The organism is Pseudomonas sp. GW821-FHT09A09 (assembly GCF_059418405.1).
This window is the reverse complement of record NZ_JBWKPU010000027.1, coordinates 54315-72839: the sequence shown is the minus strand read 5'-3', so window position 1 is coordinate 72839 and position 18525 is coordinate 54315. Positions and strand designations below refer to the sequence as shown.

Sequence of the window (18525 nt, the reverse complement as noted above, 5' to 3'; positions counted from 1 at the left end):
AACGCCTATCGAGCAACGCTCACCTGTGACAGCCGGATGCACTGGCGCGCGAGAATCGTGGTGGGGTCCACCAGCACCACGCGGTGCGGGTGGATCTCGAACGCTTCACTGTGGGCCAGTACCAACGGCAATTCGGTGCAGCCGAGAATCAACACCTTCGCCCCCTGCTCACACAAATGCTCGGCCGCCAGCAGCAATTGCTCGCGGCAGATGCCGTCGGTAAACCCCGCCTTGATGCCCCGCTCACCGTAGATCGCCTCCATGACGAGTGCCTGGTAATCAAAACCCGGCGTGATCAACTGCAACCCCGAACGCCGCGCCGCGTGGTGATAGACCTGGCTTTGCACCGTGCCGGAGGTGGCCAGCAGCCCGACGGCCTGGCCGCTGCCGTAGTGCTGGGCGATCCACTCCACGGTTTCGCTGAGCATGTTGACGATGGGCACGCGCAGGTGCGGCTGGAGGCGCTCGACAAACGCATGGGCGGTGTTGCACGGAATCGCAATCGCCTGGGCGCCGGCGCTTTCCAGGCGCTTGCAGGTGGCGTACAGCGCCAGGGTCGGGTCGGTTTCATCGCGAAGCAGGTTGGCGGTGCGATCGGGGATCTGCGGGTTTTGCTCGACCACCATCTTGATATGGTCCTGGTCTTTGCCGGCCGGCGTGTGGGCGACCACCTTGCCCATGAAGTCCACGGTGGCGGCCGGGCCCACACCGCCGACGATGCCCAGCTTGAACGGCGCTTGGCGGGCCGGGCCGTCGGCCTGGGTGGCGAAGTCGGCGTAGAGCTGGTTGATGTCGAGTGCGCTGATGCCGCGCCGCTGCAAGTCGCCGCAGACCAGTGACAGCTCGGTCATGCCCGGCACGATCAGCGTGGCGCCCTGCTCTTGCAGGGACAGGCAGGCCTGGTACACGCCCTCCAGCGGCACGCCTTCCAGGTGGCCGTCCTTGATGCCGTTGACGCCGTACATCGCTTCCATCAAGGCCGCCTGCGCCTCGGCGTCGGGGTACAGCAGGTTGAAGTGCTGGCCGAGGTGTCTTTCAAACAGGCCGCAGTGGCGCACGAAGTCCGACGCAATCACGCCCAGGCGCGTGCCAGGTGTAACGCTGCGGGTGATGTGCCGGACCAGTGCTTGCATCATGTCCAGCACGGGGATGCCCAGCTCCTGCTGGATCTCCTCGCGAAAGGTCTGGCTGGCGAAACACGGCAGCAGCACCGCGTCCACGCCGCTGTTTTCAAAGGTCTTGCACACCTGGAACACGTAGAACTTGCGCGACGTCATGCTGGCGTTGCGGTCCAGCGGCAGCAGCACGTCCTTGAACGGGTGCTGCTCGAACAGAAAGTGATAGCGGCCCTGATCCTCCAGCACCGCACGCGACTTGACCAGTTTGTAGAACAGGTCCGCCCCGGCCAGCGAGCCCAGGCCGCCGACGATGCCCAGCCGTCGCGTACTGCTCATGTGCGCACCGCCTGTGGCGCTTCGGCGGGCTCTTCTTCGGCCTCCGATTGCGCCACCACCGCCGTGGCGATGCTGTTGCCGACCACGTTGGTGGCGGTGCGGGCCATGTCGAGGAACTGGTCGATACCAATGATCAGCAGCAACCCGGCTTCGGGCAGGTTGAACATCGGCAAGGTCGCTGCCACCACCACGACTGACGCCCGGGCGACGCCGGCCATGCCTTTGCTGGTGATCATCAGCGTGAGCAGGATCAGCAGTTGCTGGGTGAAGCTCAGGTCGATGTTGTAGGCCTGGGCGATGAACATGATCGCGAAGGCCTGGTACATCATCGAGCCGTCGAGGTTGAACGAATAGCCCAGCGGCAGCACGAAGCTGGACACGCGCTTGGGGGCGCCGAATTTCTCCAGTGCTTCCATGGTTTTGGGGTAGGCCGACTCGCTGCTGGCGGTGGAAAACGCCAAGAGGATGGGCTCGCGGATCAGCTTGCCGAGAGTGAACACCGAGCGCCCGAGGAACAAATAGCCGGCCGTGAACAGCAGCCCCCACAACAGGACGATCCCCAAGTAGAACTCAGCGATAAGCTTGGCGTAATCGGCGAGCAAGCCCAGGCCGTTGGTGGTGATCGCCGACGCAATCGCCGCGAACACACCGATCGGCGCGAAGGCCATCACGTAGTCGGTGATCTTGAACATCACCTTGGCCAGCTCATCCACGGTGTCGGTGATGCGCGTGTAACCGGCGCGCTTCACACCCGCCAGGGCAAAGCCGAAGAACAGCGAAAACACCACGATCTGCAGGATCTCGTTGTTGGCCATGGCTTCGGCGATGCTGCGCGGGAACACGTGGCTGATGAACGCCTTGAGGCTGAAGTCACCGGTATTGACCGGCACCGCCGCCGCCGCGTTTTGCACCACTTGCAGGTTCATCCCCGCACCGGGCTGGAACAGGTTGACCAGACCCATGCCCAGCAGCAGCGAGACCAGCGACGCCGTGACGAACCACAGCATCGCGCGCAGGCCAATACGCCCCACCGAGCGCGAACTGCCCATACTCGCGATGCCGCCCACCAACGTGGCGAAGACCAGCGGCGCGATGATCATCTTGATCATGCGCAGGAAAATGTCGGTGACCATCGCAAAGTACCCGGCCAGCTCCTTGGCGCCCTGCTCGCTCCCTGCAAAGTGATGACACGCCCAACCCACCAGCACGCCCAGGGCGATGCCGGCTGCAATTCGACGGGGAAGTTTGTTGTGCTTCACAGTGCTGCCCTCATGTGGTTTTTGTTGTGTGAGTGATGGGCAGAAATTCTAGGGACAGCGTTGCGGGGTCATGATGAGTAATCCGGCTAACCCTATGCGCTTTTGGAATAGTTAGCGAAAAGCCACGCCTGGCCTGGGTGCGGCGGCATACACTCAAGGCTCACACCCTGGAGACCGGGCATGCAGATCAAATGGTTGGACGACCTCTTGGCCATCGCCGAGTGGAAGAATTTCTCCCGCGCCGCCGAAGTGCGGTGCGTGACCCAATCGGCGTTGTCGCGGCGCATCCGCTCACTGGAAGAATGGGTGGGCGCCGAACTGGTCGACCGTGGCACCTACCCGGTGCAACTCACCGCCGCCGGCCAAGCCTTCTGCACCGAAAGCCGCGACGCCCTCGCCGGCTTGATGCGCCTGCGCGCCAGCCTGCGCGAAGTGGAACGCATGCCCGGGCGCTCGATCCAGGTGACGGCGGGGCACAGCCTGTCGATGACCTTCCTGCCCAAATGGCTGGCGCAGTTCCAGCGCCAGACGGAGCAGTTCAATGCGCGCGTGGTGGCCGCCAATATTCATGACGCGGTGATCGCGCTGGAGGAAGGCAGCTGCGACCTGATGATCGTCTACCACCACCCGCTGGCGCCGATCCTGCTCGACCCGCAACGCTTCGGCAGCCTGGCTTTGGGGCACGATGCTTTTATTCCGCTGTGCGCCCCGGATAAACGCGGTCGACCGCTGTACCGCTTGCCCGGAACGGCCGGCAAACCGGTGCCGCATTTGGCGTACACCGCGACGACTTTTTTGGGGCGTGTGGCTGAAATCGTGATCAAGAACGGGCCGTCACCCGTTGTGCTGGAACGCTGTTATGAGGCGGATATGGCGATGTTGTTGATGCGCATGGCCATCGAGGGCTATGGCGTGGCGTGGCTGCCGCAGAGTGCGGTGGTGGATGAATTGGAGCGTGGGGTGTTGGTAAGGGCCGGTGGGGAGGAATGGAGTACGCGGTTGGAGATTCGCTCGTATTGCGCGGTGGAGAATCAGAACCCGACGATGAGGAAGTTGTGGCGGGCGTTGGAAGGGCTGTGAATAGAGTGCGACTGAAATCTCGTTGAAAACTTCTGGAGATACGTCTTCTGGGACGCAGGTGCTTAAAAAGGGGGGGTGCAGCCGAGGGTTAACGCTCGGGACTGCACACGACTCTCGGAATCAAATAACAATACTTAAGAAAACTCATCTAAGCTCATTTCAATAACAGCCGAAAGCTGTTCGTCCTCACATAAAAAATCTTTGGCGTTCTGAAGCCTCACTGAGAGCTCTGCTTCGACATCACCCAACGCTTCTCGTATTTTTTCAGTCCCAAACAGTCGAAGAGCTGTCACGATGCCAAAAGATACTATTTGATTTTCTTCATCGAACTCAATTTGGATCCCTCTGTTTTCCACCGCCAGTTCCTGATACCGACCAAATGAAACGCTCAACATCTCTTCATTATCTAAATTCTCCATACACTTTTCAGCCAAAAGCTCAGACACTTCGCTTCTATGGATCGGTTTAGATCTCATCCGCAAAGTGATGTCTTCTTTGGTGAACTGCATCATTTCAAACAACCCTGATAGAAATTTTATAAATTCTTTTTCATCTGCCTCCGCCAACACAACCGACAACTCAGATACATCCTCATAAAATTTTTTTAGAAAGTAGTATTCAACATATCGCCGTTCATCAATTTTATGCAAAAACTGTAACACCCCTTTCCAAGCAGAATAATTATTAGCGGCAACATGATAAAACTTGACAGCACCGCCTTCTTTTAAGCGAACCACAAAAGCCGCGGAAAAGAAATCCATGATGCCTTTATGAAGAAAAGTAGCGTCGCCGACCCCTTCCTCCAGCATTAAGCATGCAACACCTATCACATCCGCTCTAAAATCATCCACAGAGCATTTTACGTTAGGCACATACGTTAACGCCTGAGAAAAGCACTCATCAAAACGCCCCCTTGACAAAGTTCTACCATAAGCTTTCTGAGTAACAGAGAAACAAAAAGCCTCAAATAACTTTTGCAACTCAGCTTCAGAAAGCCCAGTGTTGTGCTCCCGTTCAAAAGACTGCTTTGAACTGTCGTGCTGGGTAAACACCACATGAAAAAGTGCACTAAAAAAATCTGACAAATAAGGAGGAATCTGATGAACACTTTCGTATATCAATACCACTATCGACATCATCAAAGGAGTACTTATGGCCTCCCTGATATCTTTTGAACTTTGCGAAATCGCTGACATCAACTCGGCCCTTCGAACACACTCAACGCCAAGCTTCTTCAAAAACTCCTCATGATCGGACTCTTGAAGCGGACACAACTTTACCACCGAAAAATCGGGTGCCGACTGGATTGCATTCTTAGGACGAGATGAAACAATCAGTTTTATTTCTGGACAACCTATTCGGATGTCACTTATATAATCCAACACACGAGAAACATATTTCTGCTCTATCTCATCAAAACCATCCAATATTAAAATCAACTTTCCTTGCTTAGCTAAATACCAAAAAACGTCCTCATGCGACTCTGCCCCTAAAGCAGCTAAAGACTGCAGAAGCAAATCCAACAAACTTGTCTTATCGCCAATACTTCTCAACTCAACAAATAGAGGCAATTTTTTTGCACTCACATCATTAAGCACAGAGAGCGCAAGATGCCGCATAAATATTGACTTACCCTGACCAACAATACCCTCAACAACAATGCATCCCGGAGGAAGGTCTGAGACCCGCTCAACTAGATTCTGTTTACGACGTCCTCCCGAAAAACTTTTCCTTTGTAGAGTCGTAACTTCAATTTTAGAGGGAAAGTAAAAATCATCAATTAATACGGGCTGCCCTCTCGACCATATTGTTTTAACGGTACATAGCCTACTGTAATATCTAGCCAATTGTTCCGAATCACCACCCGCCTTCCATGCGCCAAGTTTAGTTTGAACATTTTTCTTGGCCATTTCGTATATATCTTTCAATAGTGGATTGACTGCACGAACAACGAGGGCTGCGTTTGACATGTACCACTCCTTGGATTTAGCGTAAAATCACAAAACACCAATATATAGTAGCACAACGCCACCCGCAAGAATTTTAGTTATTAATTAGCATAGAACCCCATACCTGCGATCACAATTCAGATAACAGAATCTACAACATTAGGCCTGCCATATCAGACTCTCACCTCGACAGCCCCTTTCGGTTGAAACTAAAGCTTTCTATTAAGCAATTAACTCGCATGTGAGTCTGCCATATGAAATCACATCATTGAGGTCAAGCTTGTGCTTGGGAGAAAGGCCCGCATAAACTTATTAACTCCCCGCCGCCCGATGATATAACTCAGCCAGCTGAGCGATTAACAGAAATAAAAATCAATAAATCTGAAACTTTCGAAAAACCAGAATCTTGGCCAAATTTTCACTTACCCCCCTGCAGAAGCCTGCCCTGAAACTTTTAAGGCATCCAACAACAATACTAATGTTTCCCAACGCGAGGTCGTGCAAATAGCAGATTCGATCACAGCTGCGCGAGCTCGCGCTCAGATTTTGCCGCTCCCCATTTCACTCTCCCGAAGCGAAAGATTGAGATCGCTCGACGAAATCCAAGGCAAAAAAAAAAGCCTGCATTTCTGCAGGCTTCTTATGTCGCTATCTGGCTTCACGACCTGGACTCGAACCAGGGCCCCAATGATTAACAGTCATTTGCTGGCTGTTAGACGCACCGGGGCCACGACGAAATGTGGCGCAGAAATAGGATTGCTGCATAGCGTGGGTCGCATGAATGCGTCACGCCAGGAAAGTTAGTCGGGTTGGGCTGGCTTGTCAAAGCAGGGGGAATCAATGATCCGTAGGAAAAGGAGACAGAAATAGTCAGCTCTAGGTGCTTTGAAGTCACCGTACATTTAACGCTTAGAATCCGCAGCATACGAGCGATTTTTAGAAAGCGTCATCCATACTTGATCGTTACCTAGAGCCAGGCAACCAAACTGGTTCCATAATCACTTCGGTACAATAGTTACGTTAGCGCTACTCGATATTAAAGAGACAGGAAACTCGATGCTTTCACCTTCTACGTAGCGCCAGGTTAGTAGAGATAGTTTTTTTGATACAGCACGATCAACCGGCATAAAATCCATTAAAAAACTTTCCAGCTTGTCGCCATATTCGATGCCTTTGATATCACCATTCTTTCGCAGCTTCCCTTCAAAACTGATATCAACGCCATCAACTTCAAATACGTAGACAATTTCACATGTATCTCCGCAGTAAAAAATTGACTTAACATCAAGACTACTGCTTGTAGACAGAATGCCCATTCCAGACCTCCTTGAACTTGTCAACATCCATTTTATACTGAGTCCCATTGAAAGGATCCCTGACAATTACACGCCCTGCATCATCAACACCATTAACAACAACCCAGTGTCCTACTCTGCTCCCTGAATCCCACATCATAGCGCTCCAAGAGCCCGTTTTATTAAGCGCGTAAAAGCTGGATGTATCCACTGCGTTTCCGACCCATCCAGAGCTAACTCCGTTCAGCTTGTTTGCCAACGAATTCATTGAGGTTAGTTCCGTCCCCAGATCAATCTGAGAAGCCAAAACTCCCCGATCTTTCAGAAGCATTTCCCCACAAGCAGCTCCACAAGCAGTAGGTGTCGTCTGTTTCACAACATTAGGGCTAAAAGCCTCATCTAAAACGTTCCAGTTACCACCCGCCCCGGCGAGTGTATCTTTTACCCCCGCACTACCAACCGCTGCTTTCAGCCCTACTATATTCAGCAACGCTTGCGCAAAAAAAGCAATTCGCTCGCCAGTGGTCGCCTTCGTGTCTGTAATCGGGTTGGTGGTACCAAACCCCATCGAAAGCTGGCATCCAATCCCAATTAGCCCCATCCCACCACAGCCTTCACTGAAGGAATCAGCAGCGACCTTCTGAAGCGATGCTTTCATATCAGCTGTCAGCTTTTCCTGATTCGCCCTACCCTCTAATGCCTGATCGACAGTTGCCGGCTTCAGATACCACTCAACACCGTCAGCGGTTTTGACAAATTGGTCTGTGACGACACAGAACGAGGTAAAAGATGTCTTGCACATGACGATGTCGCCAGGCTTGTGCTCCTGCTTGGAGTCCCATGTCGCATCACTTGCCAAGCTGAGGGGCTCTTCTTTAAGTATGCTTTGGGCCTTCTTGAACAGAGCCTCAATATCGGCCCCGAGTTGTGCGCATTCTGTTGACGTAACCCCCACGCATGACGCGTTGTACTCCAGTCGCATTTTTTCAAGAGAGAGGCCGTCGATCACACTCAGCTGATTGTTCTCTACCGCATTTTTCGCGGTGCCAGCGGCAGCAATTGCATTGTCCAAGCCACCAGCAGCCAATCCACCAGCCAACCCACCGGCCAATGTAGAGAGTGCCGATATCGTTTGTTTTTCCGACTCGGTCAATTGATCACGAGGCGTATTCGGGTACAGTTGCTTGGCAATGTATTCACCAATACCTGCTCCCGCAGCGCCGGCAAACGCAGAGTTACCTTGAGCTTTAGCAAGTACCGCTCCCCAAACGGCATGCGCCATCAGGTTCGCAGCATCGTCATCCCCGGTGGCCTGCTTGATTTTTTCAGCCACATACGGTGCAGCAGCGCCCGCCAACGCTCCAGCAATATTTCCGCCCAACACTCCCTGTACAACAGCACTCACCGCCTGAGCCGCTTTCTTGAAGCTGCTACCTACGCCATAGTTCTGACTGACCTGCTGGGCGATCTGATCGGGAGTAGGATTGGCATTGCCCTTCTCCAGCAGTTGCTGACGTGCTGCCTTCGATTCATCACTGTTCGAATCTTGAGCGGCCTTCATCTTAGCCGTGGCAATTGCGTCCGAGATGCCGTTGACCAACTCCACAGAACTGCGAATCAGCTCCATGCGCTCTTCCATCGCCTTTTTGTCCGGCCGATTAAGCTTTTCGTTGGCGTTGGCGGTGTCACGATTCAGACCAATCAGGTCATTGGCCCCTTCAGCGTTACGCACGATAATCGTGCCTTCGCTGACCGCGCTTCGAGTCTTGCTACTGTCGGACTCATTGAGCGACATGCCGAACAGCCCGCCCAAGGCAGCAGCCGACCCACCCGAACCGCCATAGCTCGCGGAACCGCTCACACTGGCAGAGGTACTCTTGATTTCGCTCTTGTTCTTGATGTCGCTGGTGATCAATCGGTCAGTGCTGAGCAGGTTTTTGTCGGCCGTCGCATCACTGGCAATCACTGCCCCTTTTAGCGTGGTGTTGGCGCCAACAACGATGTTGTAACCACCATTGCCCGCAAACAGACCGCTCTGTTCTGTGACAGCCTGGTAGTTACTTTTCATGTTGCCGGCGGAAAGGCTTGCCGATGCCGTCACCGGGGCGCCATAACAGATCGGCGGAATGCAGATACTGGCGCCCACGCCCGCACTGCCTTGCTTTGTCTTCTCGGTTTCAGAGTCCTGGCGCGAAGTGATATTCAGGTTGCCTTCAACCAGCGCATCAATCTTTTTGGCTCGCACCTGCGCGCCGTCAAGGGTGGTGTCTTTACCGCTATGCAAAGTCAACACACCACTATCCAGCGTGGTATTGACCTGGGTGACCGAACTACCGGTCCCCATGCCCTTGGCGATCTGGGCGCCAAGGTCGATGGTAAAACCGTTCTGCTGACCAATATTGAAGCTGGCGCCTATGGCCGTTCTGTTATTGGAGTTGTTGTTTGCCCAACCGGCGGTGTTCTGCGCGCTTTCCAGAATGATGTTGTTCTTGGCGGTCAACGCGGTATCGGCCGCCTTCAGGCTGCTACCGATGACGTGAATGTCACCCAGCGTGCCCGGTGCCTTTCCCGTGGCCTCGATCGAAAGAGCCTGCCCCACATTGAGCGAACTCTGCTTGGCCGTCTGGCTTGCATAGTCGCTAGTGCTTTTGCTGTGAGTCAGCGCCGTTTCAGTACCGATTTTTATCAGTGAGCCATTGCTGGACGAACTGCCTTTGTTATTGGCGTAATCCTTGATACTCCCGGAAACCGAATCCCCCATGCCGTTCAGGTTATAGGCAGCCAGCGCTGCTTGCGCCATCTTCACTGCCTTGAGCTTGGGATCGTCGGCATTGTTTGCCGCCTGGATGGCGCCACGAATGGAATTGAAGGTATCCACTACAGCGCCGCCTACCACTCGGCCCACTGCCAGGCTGCTGGACTTATCGGTACTGCTCTGGCTGGCGCTTTCCATACCAGCCGCAATATTGACGTTGGCCCCCGTCAGGCTCATGTTCTTGGTACTGACCAGATCACTGGCAATGACGCTCAACTCACGACCGGCAGTGAGCGCCACATTGCCCTGGCTTGAACCAATAGTGCTGCCGGTCAATGTCGTCTGGGTCGACCGGCCAGTATGGTTCTGGCTGCTGATGGACAGATGTTGGTTGCCAGTGATGTCGTCAACGCCCAGGTTATTGGCCGTCAACACACCGGTCAGGTCACGATTTTTTTGCTTGTGCATTTCGTCGTGTGTGAATGTGTTTTGAGCCGCATCAATCACCAGGTCACGACCGGCCCGCACATTCAGGTCCTGAGTGCTGACCAATCCGGAACCTCTCACCGTGACATCGTGCAGAGCAGCTACATCCACGGTATTACCCGAGATAATGCTGCCCCTTGCTACGGTCTGCGTCTCGGCAACCGCGTCCTGAACCTTGCTCGACTTCAGCCCACCCCAGCTGCTTTTACTCTTGCTGCTTTCATGCCGAGCACTGTTGGAGTCAGTGACCGCAACAACCTGCACATCATTACCCGCAACCAACTTTGCGGCCCCTTTGTCAGCGGCGACCTCGCTGCCCTTGATAAGGAGATCCTTACCAGCGACCAGCGTGCTGTTCGTCCCGCTGGTGACCGAGCTGGCCATGTTGGTGGTACTGGCAACCTCATCCAGTCGACTCTTTTTACCCGACGAGCTTTTTTTGACTTTGCTGTAGAAGCTGTAGTCTTCATTGGCCGCAGTCTGCAGTGTCAAATTAGCGCCAGCACTCAGGTACGCCTCATTTCCCGCACTGACGTTACTGGCGGTCAAACCCAAGTCGTTGCCCGCCGTCAACACAACGTTCCCGCCAGCGGAAACACGGGTCGCCACCTGCTGGGTATGATCCTCCTGGCTAGTGACCTTCTTGGTCTTGCCATACGAATGCTGCTCATCTGCCGCCGAGGACAGCGTCAAATCGTTCACCGCAGACAGCGTCGCATCACGCTTGGCCTCGATCTGACTGGCCACCGCAGTCAAGTCACGCCCGGCGCCGATCACAAGGTCCCGTCCAGCAGTAACGCTAGAGCCGTTCTGTGTGACCGTCCTGTCGTTGTGGCTGCCGCCCCGCGTATTGCTCTCCACTTGCTCGGCAGAGGTGATATTCACATCGCGTGAAGCCTTGAGCGTGGTGTCTTGCGCGCTTTTGAGCACACCGCCACGGTTGCTGATATCGCGCCCGGCACTGACCTCCAGGTTGTTGCTCGCTTCAATCCGCGCTGCATTGTCAGCAAACTCACGCTGCTCGCTCTTGTAGCCCGTGCTGCTCTCATGAGTCGTGATCGTGCGCTCGTTGATCACATCACCCGTGGCTGTGATGCTCACATCACGCCCAGCGATGATCCCGCCCGCCTTGTTGGTGAGGTTGTTGCCCGCAAGGGCCGTCAGGCGGTTGTTGGCTTCAAGCAAACCGCTGTTGACCAAGTCGCTTCCAGCCGTGGTCGACAAGTTGTTGCTGGCACGCAGGGTGCCGGCATTGTTTAACTCCTTGCCGGCAATCAAGGTTACGTCACTGCCCTGAATCAATGCGCCGTTGGCGGCCAGGCGGTTATTCGCGTTGGCCATGTACAGCACCGGCACCAGGACCTGCTCACCGTTTACCGTCGCGTTTTCCATCCAGACAATGTCATGGGTCAGGGCCGCAACCTGCTCTGAAGTCAGGGACACCCCCAACTGCAGATTCAACGCGTCTTTGCTCGCAACGGCGTTGTTCATCAGGAACTTGAACATGCCATCATCGGAAGTCTGGCCGTCGATGAAACGCTGGCCCGTGCGGGCGGTCACGGCCTGCTGGATCAGTTTTTGCTCATAGAAACCATCCCCCAGCCGCTTGGCGCTTTCGTCCGGGTTGTAACCTAGCTTCGACAACAAGTAATCCGAACTCATGAACTGCTTGAGGTCAGTGAGTGCCGGGTTGGTTTCGATCAGGTACTTCTGTGGGTTGGACCGTACGGAGGTATCGGGTAAGCCCGGTACACGTACCGAGGATTGATGGGACGTACTGGTCTGTCCACTCAAGCGGAACAGGCCGTTCTCGCCGACAGGCAGTGAGAAGCCCGGTAGGCTGACAGGATTTACCTGTTGATGTGCCAGGTCGGGCGGTAGCTGCTGGTTGACCGTGACACGGGTCGAGAATGTGTTGGCCGGGGCAAGGTTGTCGGTGCGGGGCCCGGCGCCGACATAGGTATAGCTCGGGCGTACGACACTGCTGGTGATACCGTTCTGGGTGTTGACGTTGACCGCACCTCCCGCCTGGATGACAGCAGCATAACTCTGATCGCTGGAGGCAATTGTACGGGTGGTTCGGAATTGGCCCAGTTCACTCTCGGTGAGCCCGATAAAACCGCTCATCGCGCCCAGCAAACCACCCAGGTTATTGGGGTTGTAGCCTGCACCTTGAACCGAATAATAGTTATTGAAAGACGCAGCCGATGCGTACAGACCACCTGCGTTGTTGGTGCGTTCCGACAGAAACGTACGCGACGTTTCTGTTTCACCGGTCTCAATGCCACTGTTGACCAGATTGGTGACAGTCGCGCTCAAAGCGCCGCCTGCAGCGATAGTACTGCTGCTGTTGAGCAAGTCGCCGCCCCGGATCGCCAGGTTAGTGCCTGCCGTGATACTCGATGCAGCACTGGCCTGTGTCACTTCGAACTTGTCGCGCTGGATGATTTGCCAGACGTGGTTGCGCTTACCGCTGCAGTCCCCGGCGTTGTATCCCTCGATACATTGGATTTCGCCAATCGATGCGGTGTAAATCCCCTGGTTGTTGGTGGTCAATACCGTTCGCACGTTTTGGATCGTGCTCGCCGCCAGGCTCATGCTGCCATCGCTCTGAATCGAGCCAGAGCTGTTGACGATGCTGCTGGCCAGCGCGCCTTGACCGTCGCGATCAATACTCAAGTTGCCCAGGCTGTAGACACTGGCACCCAGGTTATTTAAGGAGTCAACCCGCAAGCCCATATCGGCGCCACTGAAGATCAATCCATGGTCGTTGACCAACGCAGCGGTAGTGACAGTGAGCTTTTGCGCGCTACCCAGGGTGCCGTAGTTATTGATGCCCGCCGCATTCACGGTCATGTCGGCAGCCGACGTTACCCGGCCGTAGTTGTTCAGCAAGCCATCCACCCTGACGGTGCTGGCCCCGCCCCCGGCGATACTGCCGGCAGCGTCCAGATTGATCAGCGCAGCATGCAGATCGAGAGCACCTGCACTGCTCAGGCGACCTTTGCCGCCGTAACTGCCGCTCAGGTCGAGCATTGCGCTGCCGTCTGTGCCGATCTGACCGTCGTTGGTCCAATTGATACCCCGGCCATCCAAGCCTCCTGTGGACAACAGTTGCCCGGTTGCCGTCTGGGTCAGGTGGTTGACATTGACAGTCAGGTGATTGGCTTGCAATGAACTGCTGTTAGTCCAACTGTCGCCATCCAGGGTCAGGTTGCCGTGCGTGACCAACTGGCCGCCAACATCGTTGAGGTTGGCCATGGAGATGCCGAAGATCCCTGTGCCCACGTGCAGCACATTGCCGCCTTGGTTCTGGAAACTACCGGCATTGAGCCCCAGATCAGTATTGGCTGTTTCCAGAGTGCCATTGCTGTTATCAAGCAGACCGCCAATGGCGAAGACGGTTTTTGAGCTCTTGCCCAGCGCGCGCAGCTGGCCATTCTGGTTATCCAGACTCGCCGCTGCGGTTGACAGGGTGCTGCCGCTTTCGATGATGCCTTCGCGGTTGTTCAGCTTGCCCTGGAGATCGAAGCTGATCTGGTTGCCACTGATTTTTCCACCCTGGTCACCACTGTTATCAAGATGATTACCGGTGACCTGCAACAGGTTGCCGGCAGCGATCCCACCATTGCGGTTATCGATGTTGCCCAGGGGGCCGACATCAAGCACCGCGTCGCCGGCCAGGGCAGCGATGCGGCCACCGTTGTTGTTGATGCCCGCGAGCGCGTTGAGCATCAGGCGTTGGGCCTGGAGCGTGCCACCCTGGCTGTTAGTGCTCAGGTCGTAGCCGTTTTTCAGAACACCGGCGAGGTGAGTTTCCAGCGCACCTTTAACGCTGGACAGCGTGCCGCCACGGTTGTCGAGATCGGCAGCTTTCACAGTCAGATCGCCTTCCTGCGCGATCACCGTACCGCTTTGGTTATCGATATCGCCGGTAACCGTCAGGTTCACCGCCCCCTTGCCCTGCAGCGACCCTTTGCCATTGCTCAGGCGAGCAGCATCGATGCGCAAGTCGCCAGCGCGACTTCCAATCAGGCCGCCCACGCTGTTGTCCAGTGCTCCGCTGGCATTGACCAGCAACATGTCATCAGCACCAATGGTGCCTTTCTGGCTATTGTCCAAACCACCGGTCAGCAAGCTCAACAAACCCTGGCTGTTGATTTCGCCGTTCTGGTTGTTGATTTGCGCACTGCGCTGAACCCGCAGCGGCCCGACGCTGGACAGCTTGCCACTGGTATTTGTCAGGGTACCGAGCAGATCAAGGGTAATGCCGGATTTGCCACTGAAGGTACCGTGGCTGTTGTCGAGGTCGGTGCCGGTAAACGTCAGTCCATCAGCGGCATTGACCGTCCCACTGTTGTTCAGTGCCATCGCTTGCAGCGTCAATTCGGCGCCGCTGGTGATCGAGCCGTCCAGTGTGTTACTCAGCAAGCCATTGACGGTCAAACGCTGCCCGGCCGCGCTGGACAGCACGCCTTGGTCGCTATTGTCGAGGCTATCGGCCTGGACAGTCAGAGCCTTCTGGCTGACCACCGCGCCGGCATGGTTATTGAGCAACGCACCGCTGAGCGTGACACTCACATCGCCCTGTCGACTGGAGACGGTACCGTTGTTGCGGTTATCAAGGCTTGAGCCATTGACCGTAAGCCCCTGCCAACCAGAGATCAGGCCAGTCTGGTTGTTCAGCGCGCCTGTGGCCGTCACGGTCAAGGCGTTTTCAGCCATCACCACACCGGTGAGGTTGTCCATCGTGCCCAGAGTCAAAGTGGTGTCACCCTTGCTGGACACCTCGCCACCGGTGTTATTCAAATGACCGATGGTCGCCGTGAGCGGGCCGACGCTGTTGATCAGGCCGCCCTGCCCGTTGAGTACCGTGCCAGCGGCCAGCTTGAGTTGCGCTGCGCTGAATACCCGTCCCTTGTTTTGGTTATCCAAGGTGCCAGCCGTGACCGTCGTTTGCCGTTGGCCGTTTAGCGTCCCGCCCTGATTGTTCAGGGTTTGTGTCGCAGTGATATCGAGGTCACGGCTGGCAATGATGTGCTTGCCAGCATTGTTGAGGCTCTGTGCGCTTATGCTGATATCGGCGTTAGTGTTGCGGGTGTTATCGGGATTGACCCCGGCCTCGATAATGCCGTTGTTGGTCAATTGGCCGCCGGCAGCGAGCGTGATGCGGTCTTGGGCGACCAGGTCATTCTGACTGGTCAGGTCACCTTGGGTTTTTACATCAAGGGTGGTGCCAGCGTAGACCGGCCCTTTGGCTTCCAGGCTGGCAGCCTTGACGTTGACGGCACCGGTCGCCGAGGTTTCCGCCAGGCTCAGGTGACCATTGGCATCCAGTTGCATGTCACCGCCACTGGCGAGCATCTTGCCGTCGAGCTTTACCCCCACGCCGGCTTCACTGCTGACCAGCTTGATTGCGCCGGCGTACATACCGCCCAACGCCGAAGAGTCGATGGCCAGTTGAGGGGCGGTCGCCGGGTCAGCGGCACGCGCCGTGGTTTTGAGGGTCTTGGCATCGACGTCGTTGGCGCCGGTGATAATCGTCAGGTTCTTGGCCTGGATCTCGGCATTTAACTTCGCCGAGCGAGTGATGATTTCGAAGCGGTCGATATTGTTGGCGTTAAGCCCGGCGCCCTCGATGGACACGCCGCCTTGGTCGACCTGATAACCCGACACCTGGCCGTTGCTAATCACCGCTTTACCGGTGGTCAGCGTCGCCTGCGGTGTGTTGATGAATCCGCAGCCGTTGCAGGTGATGCCATAAGGGTTGGCGACGATCACATGGGCCGACTGCCCCGCCACTTCGGTGTAGCCGCGTAACTGGCTTGGGCTGCCGCCGTTGACTTCATTGAGGATGGTGCTGGCGGCGCGACCGTTGAGGTTGCTGTTGCCGAGAATGATCCCGCCCAGTTGCGTGGACTCGGTGCGATTCGTCGCGTTGTTGAGGATGAGCCCGTTGGCGCCAACGTTGTAGTCCTTGAACTGGTTATGCGACAGCCCGCTGGCATTGGGCGCCGCGATATTGACGATGGGCACGCCATTCGCTGCCTGGCCCAGGCTGGTGCCGGGTGCGCTGACCACAATGCCGTCCGCCTGCGCCAACAATGGTTGCCAGAACATGGCGTTGGCCAGCACCAATGCCAACCCGCGTTTAGGCAGCCCGAGGAAGGTGGAGCGGTTTTTCAGGGCCGCAGAAGGTTGGCGCGCAAGGAACGCGAACTGGCGAACGTCCATGTGATGTCTCGATGCCCAGAAGGCGGTAAATATTTAAAGGAAGAAATCCATACGGAAATAGATCGGCGCTTCACGCTCGGTGATCGGCCCCGGTCTTTCCAAAGAGTGTGCAAAGGTCACCGTGGCGGCGACGTTCTGGCCGCGGGCAAACAGGTCGACCGAGTTGCTGCTCATGCGCCCATGCTGCTCGGCGTTATAACGGCCGTGGCTGATCACGCCCTGGTCGTAGCCAAGGCTGGTGCCGTATTCGCTGAGCACCGGTTGCAGCCAGGCCCAGGTCACCGGGCGGCTCCAGCGCAGGTCGTTGCGCCAGTAGCCGCCGCTGTCGCCGCTGAGGGTCTGGTCCTTGTAGCCACGAATCGACGATTGCCCGCCCAGGCTCATGCGTTGTGGGCTGAAGAGCACGTCTTCGCTGCGCTGGCCGGTCATCAGGCTGCTGAAACTGAACGACTCGCCCCACAGTTTGAACGGGTACAAGTAACTCACCGTCGCGGTGTATTTGCGGTAGCGCGCATCCGGCTGGCCCGGGCGCGGGTTGTGATTGGCCTGGGCGTCGAACGCGCCGATGCCGTCCTGCATGCCCAGGTCGATGTTGAGGAATGAGCCGCCAATGCGTCGGCCATGGTTGATGCCGAACTGCGCTTCGCTCAAGCGGTTGCTGCTCAGGGCCAGCTTGCTGTCTTCGATGAAGTTGTTGGTGCGCAGGTAGGCCACGCCGGTGCTGAGGGAGGTTTTGCTCAGCGAGTCGCGGTGGACCACCCGCTCCAGGCGCAACTGGTGGTTCTGGCTGTCACCCGATTGCTTGAAGTTGAAGTTGCTGGCCTGGGCCAGGGAGCGGTACTCGGACTCGCTGTAGCTGTAATTGAGGTTCCACCAGCCAAAGGGCAGGTTGTAATTGAGCATCGAGTTGCGCGAGGTTTTCTGGTGGTCGCTGACCGCATCATGGCCGCCGCGCAGGGACAGTTGGTCGGCCAGGCCGAGCGGGTTGTCCCAGTCCAGGCTGGCGCCCCACTGCTGTTCGCCGGTGCTGCGCTGACCACCGTTGTGGCGTGACAGGCCGACGCGCCAGGGTTTCTGTGGGGCGTTCTGCACCAGCACGTCGCTGCCGCCGACGGCCTTGCCGGGGGCCAATTCCATCTGCGCCTGGTTCGACGGCAGACGGTTCAACTGGTCGACCATCTGCTCGATTTCACGCAGGTTGAGCAGGTCGCCGGGTTTGCCGGGGAAGGTCATGGCCAGTTGGCGATCGCTGATGCCGCTGCCCTGCTCGCCCTTCATTCCTTCCAGGCGACCTTCAATCACCTGCACCTTGAGGTTGCCGCTGGAGAGGTCCTGTTGCGGCAGGTAGGCGCGGCTGGTGACCAGGCCTTTGCCCAGGTAATGGTCGGTGATGACCTTGAGCAACTCGTTGAGCTGCGGCACGCCGAGGCATTGACCGATGTAGGGTTTGAGCAGGCTGTTGCGCTCGCCTTCGGACAGGGCGTCGGCGCCGGTGAGTTCGATGGTTTTGATGGGGAAGCAGCGCGTGTCGGCAGGTGCTGATGGTTTGGCTGGGACGGCGGTTTTGCCGGGCAGGTCTTTGAGTTCGTCGAGGCGGCGTTGCTGCTCTTCGAGCAGGCGGTCCTGGCGGTCGCGGATCAGGTCGGTGACGCCTGGCGTGTTCGGCGGAGTTGCGCCCTGAGCCAAGCAGGCTGTGCCCAGGCAAAAAAAAGCGGACAGCAGGCTGAGCCTGGTCCGACGTACCGAACGCCACATGTTTAGATCCCTCTACATGGCGTTGTGCCATTAGTGAGCGGCGATCTTATGGTGGCGTTTTGATGGCGTCAACAAAATGTACAAATTTGTTTCGGCCTTGGTACTTAATCTGGACTGATAAAACCCAAGGCAAAAAAAACCTGCATTTCTGCAGGCTTTGATCTTTTTGGTTCGACGTCTTGGATGTACACATTACTAACTGTAGTGAGCGGGCTTGCCCCGCGCCGCGTTGCCTGAGACGCCACCTGTCTACCTGAT

Annotated in this window: 7 protein-coding genes and 1 tRNA gene; 1 reads left to right on the top strand and 7 read right to left on the bottom strand. The window is 56.4% G+C overall.

Going from position 1 to position 18525, the window contains the following annotated elements; all coding sequences use genetic code 11:
* Positions 1 to 5 precede the first annotated feature (5 nt).
* Both cuyB and AC07OV_RS21775 read right to left on the bottom strand, forming a co-directional pair.
* Positions 6 to 1454: a cysteate racemase gene (gene cuyB, locus AC07OV_RS21780; protein WP_495092949.1), complete on the bottom strand. Its 1449-nt coding sequence runs from the start codon at positions 1452 to 1454 to the stop codon at positions 6 to 8.
* Positions 1451 to 2713: a dicarboxylate/amino acid:cation symporter gene (locus tag AC07OV_RS21775; protein ID WP_495092948.1), complete on the bottom strand. Its 1263-nt coding sequence runs from the start codon at positions 2711 to 2713 to the stop codon at positions 1451 to 1453. Before AC07OV_RS21775 ends, cuyB begins: the two co-directional genes overlap by 4 nt.
* Before the next feature lie 180 nt (positions 2714 to 2893).
* On the opposite strand from AC07OV_RS21775, the gene AC07OV_RS21770 reads away from it, so the two are divergent.
* On the top strand, positions 2894 to 3793 hold the full coding sequence (locus AC07OV_RS21770; protein ID WP_176998601.1) for a LysR substrate-binding domain-containing protein: 900 nt from the start codon (positions 2894 to 2896) through the stop codon (positions 3791 to 3793).
* Between the two features lie 134 nt (positions 3794 to 3927).
* On the opposite strand, the gene AC07OV_RS21765 is transcribed toward AC07OV_RS21770, so the two are convergent.
* From AC07OV_RS21765 to AC07OV_RS21745, 5 genes are all read right to left on the bottom strand, one after another.
* A complete protein-coding gene (locus AC07OV_RS21765) occupies positions 3928 to 5763 on the bottom strand; it encodes an NACHT domain-containing protein (RefSeq protein ID WP_495092947.1) in 1836 nt (611 codons plus the stop codon).
* Between the two features lie 632 nt (positions 5764 to 6395).
* A tRNA-Asn gene (locus AC07OV_RS21760) sits at positions 6396 to 6479 on the bottom strand.
* A 261-nt stretch (positions 6480 to 6740) separates the two neighbouring features.
* Positions 6741 to 7058 carry a hypothetical protein gene (locus tag AC07OV_RS21755; protein ID WP_494997394.1) on the bottom strand — a complete coding sequence of 106 codons (318 nt, stop codon included), beginning with the start codon at positions 7056 to 7058 and terminating at the stop codon, positions 6741 to 6743.
* The gene (locus AC07OV_RS21750; protein WP_495092946.1) at positions 7033 to 16512 is read right to left on the bottom strand and encodes a two-partner secretion domain-containing protein; all 9480 of its coding nucleotides are present in this window, start codon (positions 16510 to 16512) and stop codon (positions 7033 to 7035) included. The genes AC07OV_RS21755 and AC07OV_RS21750 overlap by 26 nt, the downstream gene beginning before the upstream one ends.
* A 33-nt stretch (positions 16513 to 16545) precedes the next feature.
* Positions 16546 to 18267, bottom strand: a complete 1722-nt coding sequence (locus AC07OV_RS21745) for a ShlB/FhaC/HecB family hemolysin secretion/activation protein (protein WP_495092945.1) — start codon at positions 18265 to 18267, stop codon at positions 16546 to 16548.
* Positions 18268 to 18525 lie beyond the last annotated feature (258 nt).